The sequence below is a fragment of the Actinomadura harenae genome (genome assembly GCF_003696215.1).
GTDB lineage: Bacteria > Actinomycetota > Actinomycetes > Streptosporangiales > Streptosporangiaceae > Spirillospora > Spirillospora harenae.
Window position 1 is genome coordinate 30,995 of record NZ_RFFG01000063.1, and the last position, 16,884, is coordinate 47,878.

General features: G+C 73.5%; 18 protein-coding genes and 1 riboswitch. Of the genes, 8 read left to right on the forward strand and 10 right to left on the reverse strand.

The window, feature by feature from the left end:
* Positions 1-2: 2 nt before the first annotated feature.
* On the reverse strand, positions 3-638 hold the full coding sequence (locus EBO15_RS28905) for a histidine phosphatase family protein (protein ID WP_199744874.1): 636 nt from the start codon (positions 636-638) through the stop codon (positions 3-5).
* Positions 639-764: 126 nt separating this feature from the next.
* Between EBO15_RS28905 and EBO15_RS28910 the strand changes: the two genes are divergently transcribed.
* Positions 765-2,198, forward strand: coding sequence for an amino acid permease (locus EBO15_RS28910; protein ID WP_122197617.1), 1,434 nt, complete (start codon positions 765-767; stop codon positions 2,196-2,198).
* A 21-nt stretch (positions 2,199-2,219) separates the two neighbouring features.
* Here the strand turns inward: EBO15_RS28910 and EBO15_RS44510 are convergent, their stop codons facing one another.
* From EBO15_RS44510 to manA, 4 genes are read right to left on the reverse strand one after another with little or no spacing between them, the layout of a single operon-like run.
* Entirely contained in the window at positions 2,220-2,396 is a 177-nt protein-coding gene (locus tag EBO15_RS44510; protein WP_158628376.1) for a hypothetical protein, read from the reverse strand.
* Between the two features lie 60 nt (positions 2,397-2,456).
* On the reverse strand, positions 2,457-3,584 hold the full coding sequence (locus EBO15_RS28915; RefSeq protein WP_233616503.1) for a zinc-binding dehydrogenase: 1,128 nt from the start codon (positions 3,582-3,584) through the stop codon (positions 2,457-2,459).
* Positions 3,581-3,994 (reverse strand): acyl-CoA thioesterase, encoded by a 414-nt coding sequence (locus tag EBO15_RS28920; RefSeq protein ID WP_122197618.1) that lies wholly within the window; start codon positions 3,992-3,994, stop codon positions 3,581-3,583. Before EBO15_RS28920 ends, EBO15_RS28915 begins: the two co-directional genes overlap by 4 nt.
* Before the next feature lie 48 nt (positions 3,995-4,042).
* Positions 4,043-5,215, reverse strand: a complete 1,173-nt coding sequence (gene manA, locus EBO15_RS28925) for a mannose-6-phosphate isomerase, class I (protein ID WP_199744875.1) — start codon at positions 5,213-5,215, stop codon at positions 4,043-4,045.
* Between the two features lie 62 nt (positions 5,216-5,277).
* Between manA and EBO15_RS28930 the strand changes: the two genes are divergently transcribed.
* Positions 5,278-5,802 carry an RDD family protein gene (locus tag EBO15_RS28930; RefSeq protein WP_158628377.1) on the forward strand — a complete coding sequence of 175 codons (525 nt, stop codon included), beginning with the start codon at positions 5,278-5,280 and terminating at the stop codon, positions 5,800-5,802.
* Here EBO15_RS28930 and EBO15_RS28935 read toward each other — a convergent pair whose 3' ends face one another.
* Together EBO15_RS28935 and EBO15_RS28940 are read right to left on the reverse strand one after the other, a co-directional pair.
* The gene (locus EBO15_RS28935; RefSeq protein ID WP_122197620.1) at positions 5,803-6,798 is read right to left on the reverse strand and encodes a ribonucleotide-diphosphate reductase subunit beta; all 996 of its coding nucleotides are present in this window, start codon (positions 6,796-6,798) and stop codon (positions 5,803-5,805) included.
* A gap of 32 nt (positions 6,799-6,830) precedes the next feature.
* A complete protein-coding gene (locus EBO15_RS28940) occupies positions 6,831-9,140 on the reverse strand; it encodes a ribonucleoside-diphosphate reductase subunit alpha (protein WP_122197621.1) in 2,310 nt (769 codons plus the stop codon).
* Between the two features lie 164 nt (positions 9,141-9,304).
* Positions 9,305-9,513, reverse strand: a riboswitch (cobalamin riboswitch).
* Positions 9,514-9,672: 159 nt separating this feature from the next.
* On the opposite strand from EBO15_RS28940, the gene EBO15_RS28945 reads away from it, so the two are divergent.
* The 3 genes from EBO15_RS28945 to EBO15_RS28955 all read left to right on the forward strand — a co-directional run bounded on the left by EBO15_RS28945 (position 9,673) and on the right by EBO15_RS28955 (position 11,720).
* Entirely contained in the window at positions 9,673-10,347 is a 675-nt protein-coding gene (locus tag EBO15_RS28945) for an MFS transporter (protein ID WP_122197622.1), read from the forward strand.
* 117 nt (positions 10,348-10,464) lie between these two features.
* A complete protein-coding gene (locus EBO15_RS28950) occupies positions 10,465-11,175 on the forward strand; it encodes a YcnI family copper-binding membrane protein (RefSeq protein ID WP_122197623.1) in 711 nt (236 codons plus the stop codon).
* Positions 11,172-11,720, forward strand: coding sequence for a copper resistance CopC family protein (locus EBO15_RS28955; protein WP_233616504.1), 549 nt, complete (start codon positions 11,172-11,174; stop codon positions 11,718-11,720). The genes EBO15_RS28950 and EBO15_RS28955 overlap by 4 nt, the downstream gene beginning before the upstream one ends.
* 165 nt (positions 11,721-11,885) lie before the next feature.
* Here the strand turns inward: EBO15_RS28955 and EBO15_RS28960 are convergent, their stop codons facing one another.
* The 3 genes from EBO15_RS28960 to EBO15_RS28970 are packed head-to-tail and all read right to left on the reverse strand — an operon-like array spanning position 11,886 to position 14,241.
* On the reverse strand, positions 11,886-12,347 hold the full coding sequence (locus EBO15_RS28960; RefSeq protein ID WP_122197624.1) for a hypothetical protein: 462 nt from the start codon (positions 12,345-12,347) through the stop codon (positions 11,886-11,888).
* 14 nt (positions 12,348-12,361) lie between these two features.
* On the reverse strand, positions 12,362-12,883 hold the full coding sequence (locus tag EBO15_RS28965) for an RNA polymerase sigma factor (RefSeq protein ID WP_199744876.1): 522 nt from the start codon (positions 12,881-12,883) through the stop codon (positions 12,362-12,364).
* Complete coding sequence (locus EBO15_RS28970) at positions 12,880-14,241, reverse strand: alpha/beta fold hydrolase (protein ID WP_147481691.1); 1,362 nt, start codon at positions 14,239-14,241, stop codon at positions 12,880-12,882. Before EBO15_RS28970 ends, EBO15_RS28965 begins: the two co-directional genes overlap by 4 nt.
* Before the next feature lie 150 nt (positions 14,242-14,391).
* Here EBO15_RS28970 and EBO15_RS28975 point away from each other — a divergent pair, with 150 nt between their 5' ends.
* The 3 genes from EBO15_RS28975 (at position 14,392) to EBO15_RS28985 (ending at position 16,843) form a co-directional block, all read left to right on the forward strand.
* Positions 14,392-15,135 carry an SDR family NAD(P)-dependent oxidoreductase gene (locus tag EBO15_RS28975; protein WP_122197626.1) on the forward strand — a complete coding sequence of 248 codons (744 nt, stop codon included), beginning with the start codon at positions 14,392-14,394 and terminating at the stop codon, positions 15,133-15,135.
* A gap of 47 nt (positions 15,136-15,182) precedes the next feature.
* Positions 15,183-15,545, forward strand: a complete 363-nt coding sequence (locus EBO15_RS28980; protein ID WP_122197627.1) for a YciI family protein — start codon at positions 15,183-15,185, stop codon at positions 15,543-15,545.
* Between the two features lie 86 nt (positions 15,546-15,631).
* On the forward strand, positions 15,632-16,843 hold the full coding sequence (locus EBO15_RS28985; protein ID WP_199744877.1) for an RNA polymerase sigma factor: 1,212 nt from the start codon (positions 15,632-15,634) through the stop codon (positions 16,841-16,843).
* Positions 16,844-16,884 lie beyond the last annotated feature (41 nt).

Genomic DNA, 16,884 nt, shown 5'->3' on the forward strand with positions numbered 1-16,884 from the left:
CGTCACACCGGGCGGTCGCCGGGGAGAAGGAGCTGCGAGGCCTGGGAGAACCTCCAGGTGGTGGACGATCTGGCGAAGAGCCAGACGAGGTCGAAGCGGTCGTCGGGCCAGGCGGGGACGGAGGCGCCGAGGCCCCGGGCGATGTCGGGGATGGCCTTGTGCTCCCAGGCCACGAGGGTCACACCGGTGAGGCGGGCGAGGTGCTTGCCGAGCTTCCGCTCCTCGCCTTTGGTGTAGGTGAGGTCGAGGCGCTGCCCGAGGCGTCCGGCCAGGGGGGTGACGGTCTGGCTGTGGCGCAGGGCCTTGCCGCCACCGGCACCGCCGGCGCCGCCGCCGGGGCTCGCGGCGAAGATCCGGTCCGGACGGCGCAGCCCCGGACGGCGCGGATCGGCGAACAGGACGGCCAGGGCGCCCGCGCGCGTCCAGCCGCGGACGGTCAGCGACCCGTCCGAGCGGACGCCGTCCTCGGTGACGCCGTACGGGGCGCCCTGCGCGGGCGGCTTCTCACCGTGCCGGATGATCATCACGAGGTCGGCGCCGGAGCCCGCGGCGCTCGCGGCGCCGTGCCGGGCCCCCTCGCAGGCGGCCAGGAGGGGCGCGGCCGCCGCCGCGCCCAGGAGCGTCCGTCGGCTGGTCATCGACGCAGGATCGCGCGCCGCGGGTTAACGGCCGGTCAGGGGGACCTTCCCCTCTCGATAGCGATATGTGACGATCTTGGAGACCTTTCCGAGTCGGGGGACACACCGCGGAGGAGGGCACGGCCCATGGCGCTGTTCGGCGACCTGACCCGACGCAAACCCATCGACCGGATCGAGGAGGAGGGCGGGGGCGGCGGGGCCGCGCTCACCCGGACGCTCGGCCTCTGGCAGCTCACCGCCATCGGCATCGGCGGCATCATCGGCGCCGGGATCTTCTCCCTCGCCGGGGCGGTCGCGCACAAGGACGCCGGACCGGCCGTCCTGATCTCGTTCCTGGTGGCGGGCGTCGCGAGCGCCGCCGCCGCGTTCTCCTACGCCGAGTTCGCCGGGCTCATCCCGCGCGCCGGATCCGCCTACACCTACGGGTACGCGGTGCTCGGCGAGTTCACCGGCTGGGCCATCGGCTGGGACCTGCTGCTCGAGTACACCGCGATCGTCGCGGTCGTCGCGATCGGGATCTCCGGGTACTTCAACGACCTGCTCGGCTTCCTGCACGTCCACCTGCCGGCCTGGATGATGGGCGCGCCCGGCACCGAACCGGCCGGGGTCGCCGCGCACAGCTACAAGATCAACCTGTTCGCGGCGCTGCTCTGCCTGCTCATCGCCTACGTCCTGAACCTCGGCATGAAGAGCGCGGCGCGGTTCGAGACGGCCGCCGTCTACCTGAAGATCGGCATCGTGCTTCTGGTCATCGTGGTCGGCGTCTTCAAGATCCACGCCGGGAACTACTCGCCGTTCTTCCCGCACGGCTGGGGCGGCGCGTTCACCGGGGCCGCGACGGTGTTCTTCGCCGTGTTCGGCTACGACGCCATGTCGACGGCGGCGGAGGAGTCCAAGGACGCGCAGCGGCACATGCCGAAGGCGATCCTGCTGTCGCTCGCGGTCTCGATGGTCCTGTACGTCCTGGCCTGCCTGGTGCTGACCGGGATGATCCCCTACACCGAGATCAACCCGACCGCCGCGTTCTCCTCGGCGTTCAAGAGCGTCGGGATGAACGGCGTCGGGTTCGTCATCGCGGCCGGCGCGATCATCGGCATCCTGACCGTGCTGTTCACCTTCATGATGGGCGCGGCGCGGATCTGGTTCGCGATGAGCCGGGACGGCCTGCTCCCCGGCTGGTTCGCGCGCACCCACCCGACCCGGCACGTCCCCACCCGGATCACCTGGATCCTCGGCGCGGGCTCCGCGCTGATCGCCGGGTTCTTCCCGATCGCGGACGCCGCCGAGCTCACCAACATCGGCATCCTGCTGGCGTTCATCGTCGTCTGCGCGGCCGTGATCGTGCTCCGCTACCGCCGCCCTGACCTGCCCCGGGAGTTCCGCACGCCGCTCATGCCGGTCGTCCCGCTGGTCGGGATCGGCTTCTCGATCTGGCTGATCACCTTCCTCCAGTGGCAGACCTGGGTGCGGTTCGCGGTCTGGTTCGTCCTGGGCTGCGTCGTCTACTTCGGCTACGGACGGCGCCGCTCCCGCCTCAACGGCGACGCCGGCGCGCGGTAGGCGTCCCGGGCCTCCCGGTCCTCAGCTCTGGATCGGGAGGTCCGGCAGGTTGTGGATGTGCGCCTTCTGGACGCGCAGGACGGCGTCGTCGCCCTTGAAGAACGTGACGATCCCGCCCTCCTCCACGATCTGGTCGGCCTCGATCTCCTCGGTGACCGGCTGCTCCGCCGGTCCGTACACCACCCGGTACACAGTCATGATCCGGACCTACCTGGCGAACGGTCAGGAGAAACTCCCGCGGCCGGAAAGCCCGTCCGATCAGAAGGTGATCACCTGGCGGACGGCGTCCCCGGCGGCCAGCCGGTCGAACCCCGCGTTCACCTCGGAAAGGGTCAGCCGGTGCGAGAGCAGCGCGTCCACCGGCAGCACCCCCGACCGGTACATGCCGACGAACCGCGGGACGTCCCGGCGCGGCACCGACGACCCCAGATAGCTGCCGCGCAGCGTCCGCTCCTCGGCGACCAGGCTCAGCGCGGGCAGCGTCAGCGGCGCGGACGGATCGGGCAGCCCCACGGTCACGGTCGTCCCGCCCGCCCGCGTCGCCGCGTACGCCTGCGCGAGGACGGCCGCGACCCCGGTCGTGTCGATCACCTTCTCCGCGCCCCCGCCGGTCAGCTCCCGGACGGCCTCCACCGCGTCCGGCCCGCCCGCCACCGCCCCGGACGCGCCGAGCCGCAGCGCCAGGTCGCGCTTGTGGTCCACGACGTCCACGGCGACGATCCGCGCGGCCCCGGCGGCGCGGGCCGCCAGCAACGCGGCGAGGCCGACCCCGCCCAGCCCGAACACCGCGACCGTGTCGCCCGGGACGATGTTCGCGCTGTACAGGGCGGCGCCCGCCCCGGTCAGGACGGCGCAGCCGAACAGCGCCGCGATCTCCATCGGCAGGTCCGCGTCGACCCGCACGGCCGACTTCGCCGACACCACCGTGTACTCCGAGAACGCCGAGACGCCCAGGTGGTGGTGCGGACGCGTCCCGTCGGCGTGGGCGAACCGGCGGCCGCCGCCGAGCAGCGTTCCCGCCCCGTTCGCCGCCGCGCCCGGACCGCACAGCGCGGGCCGTCCGGACACGCACCGCTCGCACTCCCCGCACGCCGGGACGAACGCCAGCACCACGCGGTCGCCCGGCGCGAACCCGCTGCCCTCGCCCGCCTCGACGACCTCCCCGGCCGCCTCGTGCCCGAGCGCCATCGGCAGCGGCCGCCGCCGCGACCCGTTGATCACCGACAGGTCCGAATGGCACAGCCCCGCCGCGCCCACCCGGACCAGCAGCTCCCCCGGCCCCGGCGGATCCAGCCGCAGCTCCGCGACCTCCAGCGGACGCGACTCCGCGTAGGGCGCGGGCCGTCCCGACTCCACCAGCACGGCCGCCCGGGTCGTCAGGCTCACGCGATCACCAGCTTCTGCATCTCCGACCGGATCGGATCGGCGATCTCCTGCGGACGGCGGCTCTCCCGGCCGACGAACACGTGCACGAAATGCCCCTCGGCGACCAGCGTCCCGTCCGACCGGAACATCCCGATCTCCCAGCGGACGCTGGACCGCCCCAGCTTCCCGACCCGCAGCCCCATCCGGATCGTGTCGGGGAAGGACACCTCGGCCTTGTACACGCAGTGCGACTCCACGCACATCGCGATCGCGCCGCCGCCCAGCGGGTCGAACCCGGCCGTCCGGATCATCCACTGGTTGATCACGGTGTCCATGAGCATGTAGTGGACGACGTTGTTGACGTGCCCGTACACGTCGTTGTCGTTCCACCGGGTCGGGACCGTCTCCCAGTACAGGTAATCGCCGCTCATGCCCGCCGAGCCTAGTAAGCGGGCGATTGCGTCACCACGCGAGCCCCCTCACGCCAGGGTCGCGCGGAACACCTCGCCCTCGCCGGTCAGCGCGACCGGCCCGCCCTTGAACGGCACGAACAGCGCCTCGCCCCGGCGCAGCTCCTCGTGGCGGCCGTCCCGGGTCACCGTCACGGCGCCGTCCAGGCACAGCAGCGCGCTCGGCCCCGGCCGGTCCAGGACGATCTCCTCCGCCCCCGGCACGCACCGCGTCAGCCGGAACCCCGCCGACGGGGACGGGAACACGCCCTCGCCGTTCGGCGCGGGCACGGCCCTCAGCGGCACCGGGTCGAACGCCCCGAAGTCCGCGACGGCCAGCACCTCCGCGACGTCCACGTGCTTGGGCGTCAGCCCGCCCCGCAGCACGTTGTCCGAGCTCGCGAGGATCTCCACGGCCGTCCCGCGCAGGTAGGCGTGCAGCGTCCGCGGCGGCACGTTCAGCGCCTGCCCCGGCTCCAGCCGGACCAGGTTCATCAGCAGCGACGTGACCGGGCCGGTGTCGTCCGGATGCAGCCCGGCGAGCAGCTCGACCACCCGGTACGGCTCGCCGGAAAGGCCGGCGCACGCCTTCCGGACGTCCTCGATCAGCGCCCCCCGCCGCCCGGACGGCCAGGTCAGCAGCATCTCCACGGCCCGCTTCGCCTCGCCCGCCGCGAGCGCCGCCACGACCTGGTCCAGCGCCGGGACCCCCAGCGCCCCGACCAGCCCGGCCGCCTCCCGCGGCTCCCGGAGCCCGCACAGCGCGTCGAACGGCGTCAGCGCGCACACCATCTCGGGCTTGGCCGAGTCGTCCCGGTAGTTCCGGTCGGACGCGTCGGGCGCGAGCCCCGCGGCGTTCTCCCGCGCGAACCCCTCCCGGGCCTGCCGCTCGTCCGGATGCACCTGGAGCGACAGCGGATGCTCCACCGCCAGCACCTTCAGCAGGAACGGCAGCCGCTCCCCCGCGTCCGGCCCCAGCGCCGCGCCGGCGTCCCCCGCGATGTACTCCGGCAGCGTCCGCCCGTCCGCCCGCAGCCGCGCCGGCGCCTCCGGGTGCGCCCCGACCCACAGCTCGGCCTGCGGCTCGTCCCCGGGCACGCGTCCGAGCAGCTCGGCCAGCACCGTCCGCGAGCCCCAGGCATAGCAGCGGACGGTGCAGTCGAGCCGCACCAGCGCGGCGGACGTCGTCACGGCAGTTTCCATCCCGTATGGGATACATGACGGAAGGCTTCAGCGCACACTCGGGGCGTGGTTGCATGGCGGGCATGAGTGTCGAGCCGATCTTCGTCCTGGTCAGGGACGGCGGGGAGCCGGTGGAGGGCGGGCGGCCCGTGCTGGTGGTGGCCGGGGTGACGCGGCGCGTGGTGGGGCGGGTTCTGGACGTGGTCGTCATGGGTGCGGCCGTGGCCTTGATCGCGCTGGTCGCCACGCGGGTCATGGAGGTGGCCGGGCCCAAGGGCGCCGCGGCTGTGATGGGGGTCATGACGGTGGCGGACATGGCCGTCGTCCTGCTGCTGCGGACGGGGGCGCTGGCGCTGTTCGGGTGGACGGTCGGGCAGCGGCTCGCGGGGACGCGGGTCGTGGACGCCGGGACCGGCGAGCCCTTCCGGGGATGGCGGGCGGCGGCCGGCCGCCGGTACGTGCGCCGGTCGCGAGCCTCGCTCGGCGTCCTGGACGACCTCCTGTCCCTGACGTCCGACCGGGCACTGCGGCGGTGTGATCACGACCGGCGGGCCGGCACGATCGTCGTCCGCGCCGGGCGGGCGCACCCGCGCCCGCCCGGGGTGTGACTAGAAGGCCTCGTCGAAGGCGACGGTGCCCTCCACGCCGATCTGGTAGGCCGAGACCCGGCGCTCGAAGAAGTTCGACAGCTCCTGGACGTCCTGGAGCTCCATGAACGCGAACGGGTTCGCGGTGCCGTAGCGGGGCGGGAGGCCGAGGCGGGTGAGGCGCTGGTCGGCGACGTACTCCAGGTAGCGGCGCATGTCGTCGGCGCTCATGCCGGGCATGCCGTCGCCGCAGAGGTCGCGGGCGAAGGCCAGCTCGGCCTCGACGGCCTCCTCGATCATGCGGGTGACCGAGGCGGTCAGCTCGGCGTCGAAGAGGTCCGGCTCCTCGGCGCGGACGGTGTCGACGACGGAGAACGCGAACTCCATGTGCATGGACTCGTCGCGGAAGACCCAGTTCGTCCCGGACGCGAGGCCGTTCAGGAGGCCGCGGGAGCGCAGCCAGTAGACGTAGGCGAACGCGCCGTAGAAGAACAGGCCCTCGATGCAGGCCGCGAAGCAGATGAGGTTCAGCAGGAACGCGCGGCGCTCGTCGCGCGTGGTCAGCGCGTCCAGGCGGCCGATCGAGTCGATCCAGCGGAAGCAGAACTCGGCCTTCGCGCGGATGGACGGGATGTGCTCGATCGCGGCGAACGCCTTGACGCGCTCGTCGTGGTCGGGCAGGTAGGTGTCCAGCAGGGTCAGGTAGAACTGGACGTGGACGGCCTCCTCGAACAGCTGCCTCGACAGGTAGAGGCGGGCCTCCGGCGCGTTCACGTGCTTGTACAGGTTGAGCACGAGGTTGTTCGCGACGATCGAGTCGCCCGTGGCGAAGAACGCGACCAGGCGGTTGACCAGGTGCAGTTCCTCGGGCGTGAGGCGCTCCAGGTCGGCGAGGTCGGACGCGAGGTCCACCTCCTCGACCGTCCAGGTGTTGCGGATGGCGGCGCGGTAGCGCTCGTAGAAGTCGGGGTAGCGCATGGGCCGCAGGGTCAGGTCCATGCCGGGGTCGAGCAGCATTTCGGTGGTCTCCAGGTCGTTCCGGCAGGGCCTTACTGGCAGGCTTCGCAGGTCTCGGGGTTCTCGAGCGAGCAGATGACGGCTTCGGTGGCCGAGACGGTCGTCTGCGCGATGCGCGTCGCGGGACGGCTGCGCAGGTAGTAGGTGGTCTTGACGCCGCTGCGCCAGGCGTAGGCGTACATCGAGGAGAGCTTCCCGATGGTCGGGGTCTCCATGAACAGGTTCAGCGACTGCGACTGGTCGATGAACGGGGTGCGGGCGGCGGCGAGGTCGATCACGGCCTTCTGCGGCAGCTCCCACGCCGTCCGGTAGAGGACGCGGACGTCGTCCGGCAGGTCGGCGAGGCCCTGGACGCTGCCGTTCGCGCGCTTGATCGCCTCGCGGACCTCCGGCAGCCACAGGCCCTCGGCCTTCAGGTCCCGGACGAGGTACTGGTTGATCTGCAGGAACTCGCCGGACAGCGTCTCGCGCTTGAACAGGTTGGACACCTGCGGCTCGATGCACTCGTAGCAGCCCGCGATGGACGCGATCGTCGCGGTCGGGGCGATCGCGACGAGCAGCGAGTTGCGCAGGCCGGTGCGGGCGACGCGGGCGCGCAGGGCGTCCCAGGCGTCCGGGCGGGTGATCGCGGCGTCCGGGAAGTGGTCGATGTGGAGCTGGCCGCGCGCGGTGCGGGTCTGGTCGTAGGCCGGGTGCGGGCCGTGCGCCTCGGCGAGGTCGGCGGACGCGCCGTACGCGGCGAGCGAGATCTCCTCGGCGATGCGGGTGGAGAGCGTCCTGGCCTCGTCCGAGTCGAAGGGCAGGCGGAGCTTGAAGAAGACGTCCGCGAGGCCCATGACGCCGAGGCCCATGGGACGCCACTTCTTGTTCGCCTTCTCGGCCTCGGCGGTCGGGTAGAAGCCGCGGTCGATCGTCCGGTCCAGGAAGCGGACGGCGGTGCGGACGGTCGCGCGCAGGCGCTCCCAGTCGATCGTGCCGCCCATCCCGCCCGTCCCGCCGGGGACGACGTGCGCGCCAAGGTTGATCGAGCCGAGGTTGCAGACGGCGGTCTCGCCGTCGCTGGTGACCTCGAGGATCTCGGTGCACAGGTTCGACAGGTGGACGACGTTGCCCTTCTCCGCCGTCTGGTTGCAGGCGCGGTTGGAGATGTCCTTGAAGGTCATCCAGCCGTTGCCGGTCTCGGCGAGGGTCCGCATCATGCGGCCGTAGAGGCGGCGCGCGGAGATCGTCCGGACGGCCTTCCCGTCGGCCTCGGCCGCGCGGTACGCGCGGTCGAAGTCGTCGCCGTAGAGGTCGGTCAGCTCGGGGGTGACCTTGGGGTCGAACAGCGACCAGTCCTCGTCGCGCTCGACGCGGCGCATGAACTCGTCCGGAATCCAGTTGGCGAGGTTCAGGTTGTGCGTGCGGCGGGCGTCCTCGCCGGTGTTGTCGCGCAGCTCGAGGAACTCCTCGACGTCGGCGTGCCACGGCTCCAGGTAGACGCAGGCCGCGCCCTTGCGGCGTCCGCCCTGGTTGACGGCCGCGACGGACGAGTCGAGCGTCCGCAGCCACGGGACGATCCCGTTCGACAGGCCGTTGGTGCCCTGGATGAGCGAGCCGCGCGAGCGGACCCGCGTCCAGGAGATCCCGATGCCGCCCGCGTACTTGCTGAGGCGCGCGACCTGCGCGTACCGCTCGTAGATCGACTCCAGCTCGTCGCGCGGCGCGTCCAGCAGGAAGCAGGACGACAGCTGCGAGCGGCGCGCGCCGCTGTTGAACAGCGTCGGCGAGGACGGCAGGTACGACAGCGTCGACAGCAGCCCGTACAGCTCCCGGACGTCGTCGACCGTCTCCGACAGCCCGACCGCGACCCGCATCAGGAAGAACTGCGGCCGCTCCAGGACCTTGCGGGTCCGCGGGTGCCGCCACAGGTACCGGTCGTAGACGGTCCGCAGGCCGAAGTACTCGAACCGGTCGTCGGCCGTGTCGTCGACGAGCGCGTTCAGCGCGCCGGCGTTGGCGGCGACGAACGCGGCGGCGGCGTCGGCCATGAGGCCCTCGCGGTGCGCGGCGGCGGCCGACTCGGCGAACGTGCGGACGCCCTGGCCCGCGGCCTCGTCGGCGATGTGCGCGTTGAGCAGCCGCGCGGCGACCCTGGAGTAGGCGGGTTCGACCGCGACCAGGGCGGCGGCCTCGGCGATCGCCTGCTCCCGCAGGGCCGTCGCGTCCGCGCCGTCCGCGCCGCGGACCGCGGCCAGGACCCGGCCGGGCTCGGCGTCCGCGAGTCCCGCGCAGGCCCGTCCGACCTCGGCCTCGAGCACACCCCGTGCGGTCTCCACCGGCGCGTCCAGCTGCTGCGTCATGTGCCCCTCTTCCCCTCACACCACCCTCGCGGGGACGGCCGGGGCGAGCGCGCGTCACCCTCCCGTCGTCGGCCGCCGGGCCCCGGCGTCGTGCCGGGTCCGCGGGCGGCGCCCCGTGTCCGGGCAGGCTCGCGCGCTCGTCCTCGGCCTCCCGCGAGGCTCTCGGACGATCCGTCGTGCGGGCAGGTCTTCGGACTCGCGGGCACGGCCGGCGCTTCTCGCGTCGCGTCGCCTGGCCTACTGGCCGTCGCTTCCCGGTCCGCGCGCGGCGGATCCAGTGCTCATGACGGCGGTCGTTCCCACTCACCGCTGCGGGGCAGTCCCGGACTCCCACCGGGTTCCCTCTTACGACGCCCGCACCACCGCTCGACGCGTGGCGGCGCGGAGCGGCGGTGCGGGCGAACCAGCACGGGGCTTGACCCTACATCTTGAGGCGGCTCACATTGCAACCCCAACATGTTGGGCGTGTCCGAAGTCCTATCCGGGGGGTCAGGTCGTCGGCGCGGCGCGGGGATGGCACCATGAGTGCGACATGTCCACCGCCCCACCGCACGGGTCGGCCGCCCCGCCCGACCGGCCGACGCTCCGCCTCGCGCGCGCCCTGGTGTTCTCCACCGTGTGCGTCGCCCTGGCGACGCTCGGGCATGCCCTGGCGGCCTCGGCGGCCGTCCCGGCGTGGGCGGCGCTGACCGGATTCGCCGGGGTCCTCGCGGTCACGTACGCGCTCACCGGGCATGAGCGGTCGCTGCCGACGATCGTGGGCGGGCTCGTCGGCGGGCAGTTCGCCCTGCACACGCTGTACACGAGCGCCTGCGGCCCGTGCGCGCCCGCGTCCCACCCTGGGGGCGCGGTCTCGTCGATCCACGACGGCCATGCCATGGCGGTGGTCATCCCCGCGCACGGGCCGGGCGCGGGGATGACGTTCGCGCACGTCGCGGCGGGTCTGGTGTCCGGCTGGTGGCTGTGGCGCGGCGAGCGCGCCGCGTGGTCGCTGGCCCGCCGGGCCGCCTCGTTCGCGGATCGTCCCGTCCGGCTCCTGCTGGCGCTGCGGGCCTTGCTGGCCGCCGCGTCAGAGGTCGTCGCGCCTCTCGTGCGGGTTCCGGTCGTCCAGTCCGAGCCCATGGCGGCGCTCCGGCGCGCGCTGCGGCACCAGGTCGTCCGGCGCGGGCCGCCGCTTCTCCGTTCACGCATCCCCGCGACCGCCTGACCCACCTCCGGACGGGCCGGTCGCCGCCGCGCGCGGCGCATCACCCACGCGCGGCCCCCGGATCACTTCCGGACGTGCTCTCAGCCGTCCGGATCCTCCTGCTTGAACGGAGTTCCCATGTCTTCCACGATCCGCGCGCGACGTGCCGTCGCCGTCGCCGCGCTCGCGGGCGTCTCGCTCGTCGGTTTCGCCACGGCCGCGTCCGCGCACGTCAGCGTCACCCCCGGGACCGCCGAGAAGGGCGGTTTCACCAAGGTCTCCTTCCGCGTCCCGAACGAGAAGCCGGACGCCGGGACCACCCAGGTCACGGTGGACCTTCCCGCCGACCACCCGGTCGCCTTCGTGTCGGTCCGGCCCCTCCCGGGCTGGGCGGTCAAGGTCACCAAGACGAAGCTGGCCACTCCGCTGAAGTCCGAGGGCGGTGAGCTGACCGAGGCGGTGTCCAGCGTGACCTGGTCGGGCGGACGCATCGACCCCGGCCAGTTCCAGGAGTTCGACATGTCGGTCGGGCCGCTGCCCGAGGACGCCGACCGGCTGGTGTTCAAGGCCGTCCAGACCTACTCCGACAAGAGCGTCGTGAACTGGGACCAGGACCCGGGCGACGGCACGAAGGAGCCCGAACACCCCTCGCCCGTCCTGAAGCTCACGCCCAAGGCGGCGACCGAGACGACCGAGGCGGGGGGCGGGCCCGTCGCCACCGCGTCCGCCACGTCCGACGACGGGACGGCCCGGACGCTCGGCGGGGTCGGCATCGCGGTCGGCGTCATCGGCATCGGCGTCGGCGCGTTCGGCCTCGTCCGCGCCCGCAACGCGAGGAGCGGCTCGTGAGGGCGCGGCGGCTGACGGTCGGGGTCGCGGCGGTGGCGATGCTGGGGCTGCCGGCCGTTCCGGCGTCGGCGCACACGGCGCTGAAGTCGTCGGATCCGGCGGCGGGCGCGAAGATCGCTTCCCCTGCGAAGATCACCCTCACGTACGCGGAGCCGGTCGGCTACCCGAAGATCGTCCTCACGGACGCGTCCGGCGGACGGCACGAGGCGGGCTCCGCGCGCGCCGTGGACAACGTCGTCACCGAGGACGTCAAGGGCCCGCTGCCGAACGGCGTCTACACGGTCGGCTGGCGGGTCGTGTCCGCGGACGGGCATCCGGTCACGGGCGACTTCACGTTCACCGTGACCGGCTCGTCCACCACGTCGGCCTCGCCCCCGGCGTCCGCGTCGGCATCCGCGGCCGCTTCCGCGTCTCCGTCGGCGGAGTCGAAGTCGTCGTCGAGCGGCGGCGGCAGTGCGGGGTGGCTGTGGGTCGGGCTCGGCGTGGTCGTGCTCGCGGCGATCGGCGGCGGTGTCGCCTGGACGCGTCGTAAGCGCACGAGCTGACCTGCGGGGACGTCCCGGGAGGCCGTTCCGCGGCCTCCCGGGGCCTCGCGTTCGGCGGCGGGTACACCTGAGGGCGGTGGCCGGATCCGGCCATTCCCGGCCATCCCGTCCTGACGCGCGTGTGGGACGCGTCCGCCCGACGCGTCCCACACAAGCCCTGACCAGCTAGAACATCGTTTCGAGGCGGGTCAGGGCGCGGTCGAGTTCGCGGCGGGCGCCGAGCGGGACGATCGCGGCGCGGGACGGGACGCGGACGCCGCCCGTGACCGCCACCCGCGTGCCGCCGCCGGGTTCGGGCGCGGCGGCCATCCCGATGATCAGGAAGCGGCTCTGGAGCCAGCACCAGCCGGGACGCAGCGTCCCCTCCAGGCGGGCGCGCATCCCGAACCGGCTGCGCGCGAGCGCGACGACCCGCCCGTGCTCCGCCCGCAGGACGCGGACGTCCCGCATGTCCGGCTGGAACCGCCCGAAGCCGTCCTCGAGGTCGCCCATCACGGCCCACACCTCGTCCAGGGAGTGCGGCAGGACGCGTTCGCTCACGCGCGCGCCCGGGATCGCCTCCGCCATCACCCGCAGCCGCCGGACGTCGTCCAGCTCGGCCGTCGGCCAACCGTTCTCGCCGCTCATACGCGCTTCTCCGTTCATGCCGACCACGCCTTCCGGAAGCTCTCCCGGGCTCGGTGGAGCCGGGACTTGACGGTGCCCGCGGGGATGTCCAGCAGGCGGGAGGCGGCCCGCTCGTCCAGGCCCTCCAGGTCGCGCAGCACGAGCACGGCGCGGTGCTCGGGCGACAGCCGGGTGAGGACGTCGCGCACGTCGGCGGCGAGTTCCGGGTCGTCCGGGGCGGGCACGTCGGCGAGTTCGGCGGGCCGCGCGCGGGCGTCCCGGCGGGCGACCCGGACGGCCTCCCGGACGGCGATGGCGCGCGTCCAGCCGTAGAGGGCCGCCGGGTCGCGCAGCGTGCGCAGCGACCGGAACACCGCGACGAGCGCCTCCTGCGCCGCGTCCGGGCCGCCGTCGAGCGCGATCGGGCCGCAGACGCGCGCGACGTAGGGGGCGAGGTGGGCGAGCAGGTCCTGCATGGCGAGCGTGTCGCCCGCGAGCGCCGCCCGGGCGAGCGAGACGCCCGGGTCGTGCGGATCGGTCTCCGACAGGGGCGTCACCGGAGGAACGCTTCCATCAGGCCGTTCACCTGGCCGGGGCAGTCGAGCGTGAGGGCATGCCCGCAGCCTTCCAGGACGCGCACGTCGGCGTTCGGGAGCAGGGCTCCGAACCGCCCGGCCTGGGCGACGGGGAGGACGGTGTCCTGGCGTCCCCAGATGACGAGGGCGGGTTGCCGGGTGGACGGCAGCGCGCGTTGGGTCTCGCGCCAGTCGAGGCCGCGTTCCAGGCGGTAGTTCGAGCGCAGGTTCACGTTCGCGGTGCCGGGCGCCCACATCTCGTCGATGATCGCGGGGGTCGCGCGCTCCTTGTGGACGAACAGCGCCCGGACGGACGGCGCCACCGTGCCCCGCCCGGCGGCGAGGTTCGTCAGCAGCTCCCCGACCAGGGGCATCTTCATGATCTCCCAGGTCATCGGGTCGCGTTCGTGCAGTCCGGACGGCGCGAGGAGCGCGAGCCGCCCGACCCGGTCGGGGTGCCGCTGCGCGTAGGCGAGGGCCCATCCGCCGCTCCACGAGTTCCCGGCGAGCGCCACCGAGGGCAGCCGCATGCCGGTGAGGAAGGCGTCGATCGCGGCCGTCATGCCCTTGAGGTCCCAGGTGAAACGCGGGTCGCGGACGGTCGTGTACCCCTGTCCGGGCAGGTCGAGGACGTACACGGTGTGCGTCCGGGACAGGGCCGTGAGCTGCTCCTGCCACGCGAATGCCCAGGCCGCGCCCGGCGACAGCAGCACGACCGGCGACCCGCCCGTCCCCGCCTGGACGTAGTGGAACCGCGCGACGGGCGTCTCCAGGTACCGCGACGGGACGGACGCCAGGAACGGCGACCGGTATCCGCGCTGCTCAGCGGGCCGCCAGCCGTACGCCCCGACCATCGCGGCGGCCGTCAGCACCAGGGGAAGCGTGATCGCCACGGCGCGTCCGAGGTGGCGGTGCACCCCGGCGAGCCAGGCCGCGGCCGTCCCGAAGAGCAGGCAGACGGGCGTGTAGAGCAGCAGGTTGAGCCAGAAGAAGGTGCTTCCGGAGCCGTCCAGGACGCCGCACGCCCACACGATGCCGACCAGCCCGCGCACCAGCATCCCGGTCGCGACGCCGAACGTCACCAGGCCCGTCCAGCGCGGGAACCGGCGTTGGCTGAACAGCAGCACGCCCGTGGCGGCGCCGAAAAGCACGGCGACCAGGGGCAACAGGACGCCGGGGGTGAACGGCACCTCGCCGCCCAGAACGGCCAGCGACAGCGACCGGTCGTCGGTCGCGGGCCAGGTCATGCCGGTCGCCCAGTACAGGTGGAACACGCCGTCCACGGCCAGCAGCGTGGCGACGGCTCGTCCCGCCGTCCGCCGCCGAAGGTCACCGCTCACGATTCGCGCCTCTCACAGGAAGTGGTGTCGCGTGGAAGAGGAGGCGGGGAGCGGGAACGTTCCCGTGACCTGGATCACGGTGGTTGCGCGTTCAACGAGGTGTCGGATTCCCGCCAGCCCGAGGCGCCGGAGCGACGCAGACTCATCCCCATGAGCAACGAGATCGAGAACAAGGTCGCACTGGTCACGGGCGGAAGCCGGGGCATCGGCGCGGCGGTCGCCGTGCGCCTCGCGGAGGCCGGGGCCGACGTGGCGTTCACCTACAGGAGCAACGAGGAGGCGGCCGCGAAGGTCGTCGCGACGATCGAGGAGACCGGGCGCCGGGCCCTCGCGATCAAGGCCGACGGCGCGGACGCGGCGGCCGTCGTCGCGGCCGTGAACGAGGCCGCCGCGACGCTCGGGCGGCTCGACATCCTGGTCAACAACGCCGCCGCGTTCATCGTCGCGCCCGTCGACCGGCTCGGCACGGGCGAGCTGGAGCAGACGATCGCGCTGAACATCCGGGCGCCGTTCCTGGCGTCGCAGGCCGCCGCCGGGCACATGAAGGACGGCGGGCGCATCGTCAGCGTCGGCAGCAACGTGGCCGAGCACGTGCCGTTCCCCGGCTTCTCGCTCTACGCGATGAGCAAGTCGGCGCTGGTCGGCATGGCGAAGGGCCTCGCGCGCGACCTCGGCCCGCGCGGGATCACCGTCAACGTCGTCCACCCCGGCCCGACCGACACCGAGCTGAACCCGGCCGACGGCGAGATGGCCGCGACGTTCGCGGGCTTCACCGCGCTGAACCGCTACGCCACGCCGGAGGAGATCGCCTCGGTGATCGTCCACCTGGCCGGTCCGGGCGGCGCGTACGTCACGGGCACCGCGATCAGCGTGGACGGCGGGTTCTCCGCCTGACCCCGGACCAGGGAGAATGGGGGCCCCAGAACCGGGAGGGGCCCACCGTGAAGTACCTCGCCTTGATCTACGGCAACCAGGAGAAATGGGACTCGATCTCGCCGGAGGAGTTCGCCGAGGTCGCCGCGAAGCAGGACGCCTTCAACGCCAAGTACCAGGCGACCGGTGAACTGCTCGCGGCCTACGGGCTCGGGAGCGAGGCGACCGCGCGGCTCGTCCGGCGCGAGAACGGCGCGCCCGTCGTGACCGACGGTCCCTACCTGGAGACCAAGGAGTACATCGGCAGCCTCTACCTGCTCGACGTCGAGAGCGCCGAGCGGGCGCAGGAGATCGTCGCCGAGATGCCGATGTCCGACCGGGACCCGGTCGAGCTCTGGCCCGTCCTGCACCAGGCCCCCGGAAGCCCGTGAGCCCCCGGCCGGCCGTGGGCGGGCAACCCCCCGTAGGCGGGCGACCCTCCGCTGGCGGGCACCCCTCCTCGGGCGACCGGCCCGTCGTGAGCGGGCAGAACGTCGAGGACCTGCTGCGCGAGTGCGCGCCGCGGGTCCTCGGCGCGCTCGTGCGCAGGCACGGGATGTTCGACGCGTGCGAGGACGCCGTCCAGGAGGCGCTGCTCGCGGCCGCGCTGCAGTGGCCCGAGGAGGGCGTCCCGGACAATCCCGGCGGGTGGCTGCTGACCGTCGCGTCCCGCCGCCTGGTGGACGAGATCCGCAGCGACGAGGCGCGCCGCCGCCGGGAGGACGCCCGGGCCGCCGAGCCGGAGCCCGCCGCGCCGGATCCCGCGCTCGACCGGGACGACTCGCTGCTCCTGCTCTTCCTGTGCTGCCATCCGTCGCTGTCGCAGCCGAGCCGCGTGGCGCTGACGCTGCGCGCGGCCGGCGGCCTCACGACGGCGCAGATCGCCGCCGCGTTCCTGGTGCCCGAGGCGACGATGGCGCAGCGGATCAGCCGGGCGAAGCAGTCGCTGAAGGCGTCCGGGATGCCGCCGGACGCGGAGCGCTCCGCGCGGCTGGCGGAGGTCCGGCACGTCCTGTACCTGATCTTCAACGAGGGGTACACGGCGTCCGGCGGTCCGGACCTCACCGCGCCCGGGCTGTCGGCGGAGGCGATCCGGCTGACCCGGATGCTGCACGGGCTCGTCCCGGACGACGCCGAGACGTCCGGCCTGCTCGCGTTGATGCTGCTCACCGACGCCCGCCGTCGCGCGCGCACGAGCCCGTCGGGCGAACTCGTCCCGCTCGACGAGCAGGACCGCTCTCTCTGGGACGGGGCGCTCATCGCCGAGGGCGTCGACCTGGTCAGCCGCGCACTCCCCCGGGGCGACGTCGGCCCCTACCAGCTCCAGGCCGCGATCGCCGCCGTCCACGACGAGGCCGGGTCCCCGGACGCGACGGACTGGCCGCAGATCCTCGCCCTCTACGACCTGCTCGAACTCGCCGATCCGGACAACCCGGTCGTGTCCCTGAACCGGGCCGTCGCGGTCGCGAAGGCCCGGGACCCGGAGGAGGCGCTCGCCCTCCTCGCCGCCTTGGAGCGGGACAAGCGCCTCAGGGACCACCACCGCCTCCTCGCCACCCGCGCCCACCTGCTCGAACTCCAGGGCCGGACGTCCGAGGCCGCCGGGGCGTACCGCGCCGCCGCGCGCCGCGCCACCAGCGCCCCCGAACGCCGCCACCTCACCCGCCGCGCCGACCGCCTCGCCCCGTAGCGGCGCCTCAGCGCGTAGCGCCTGGCGACGCCCTGCGCCCC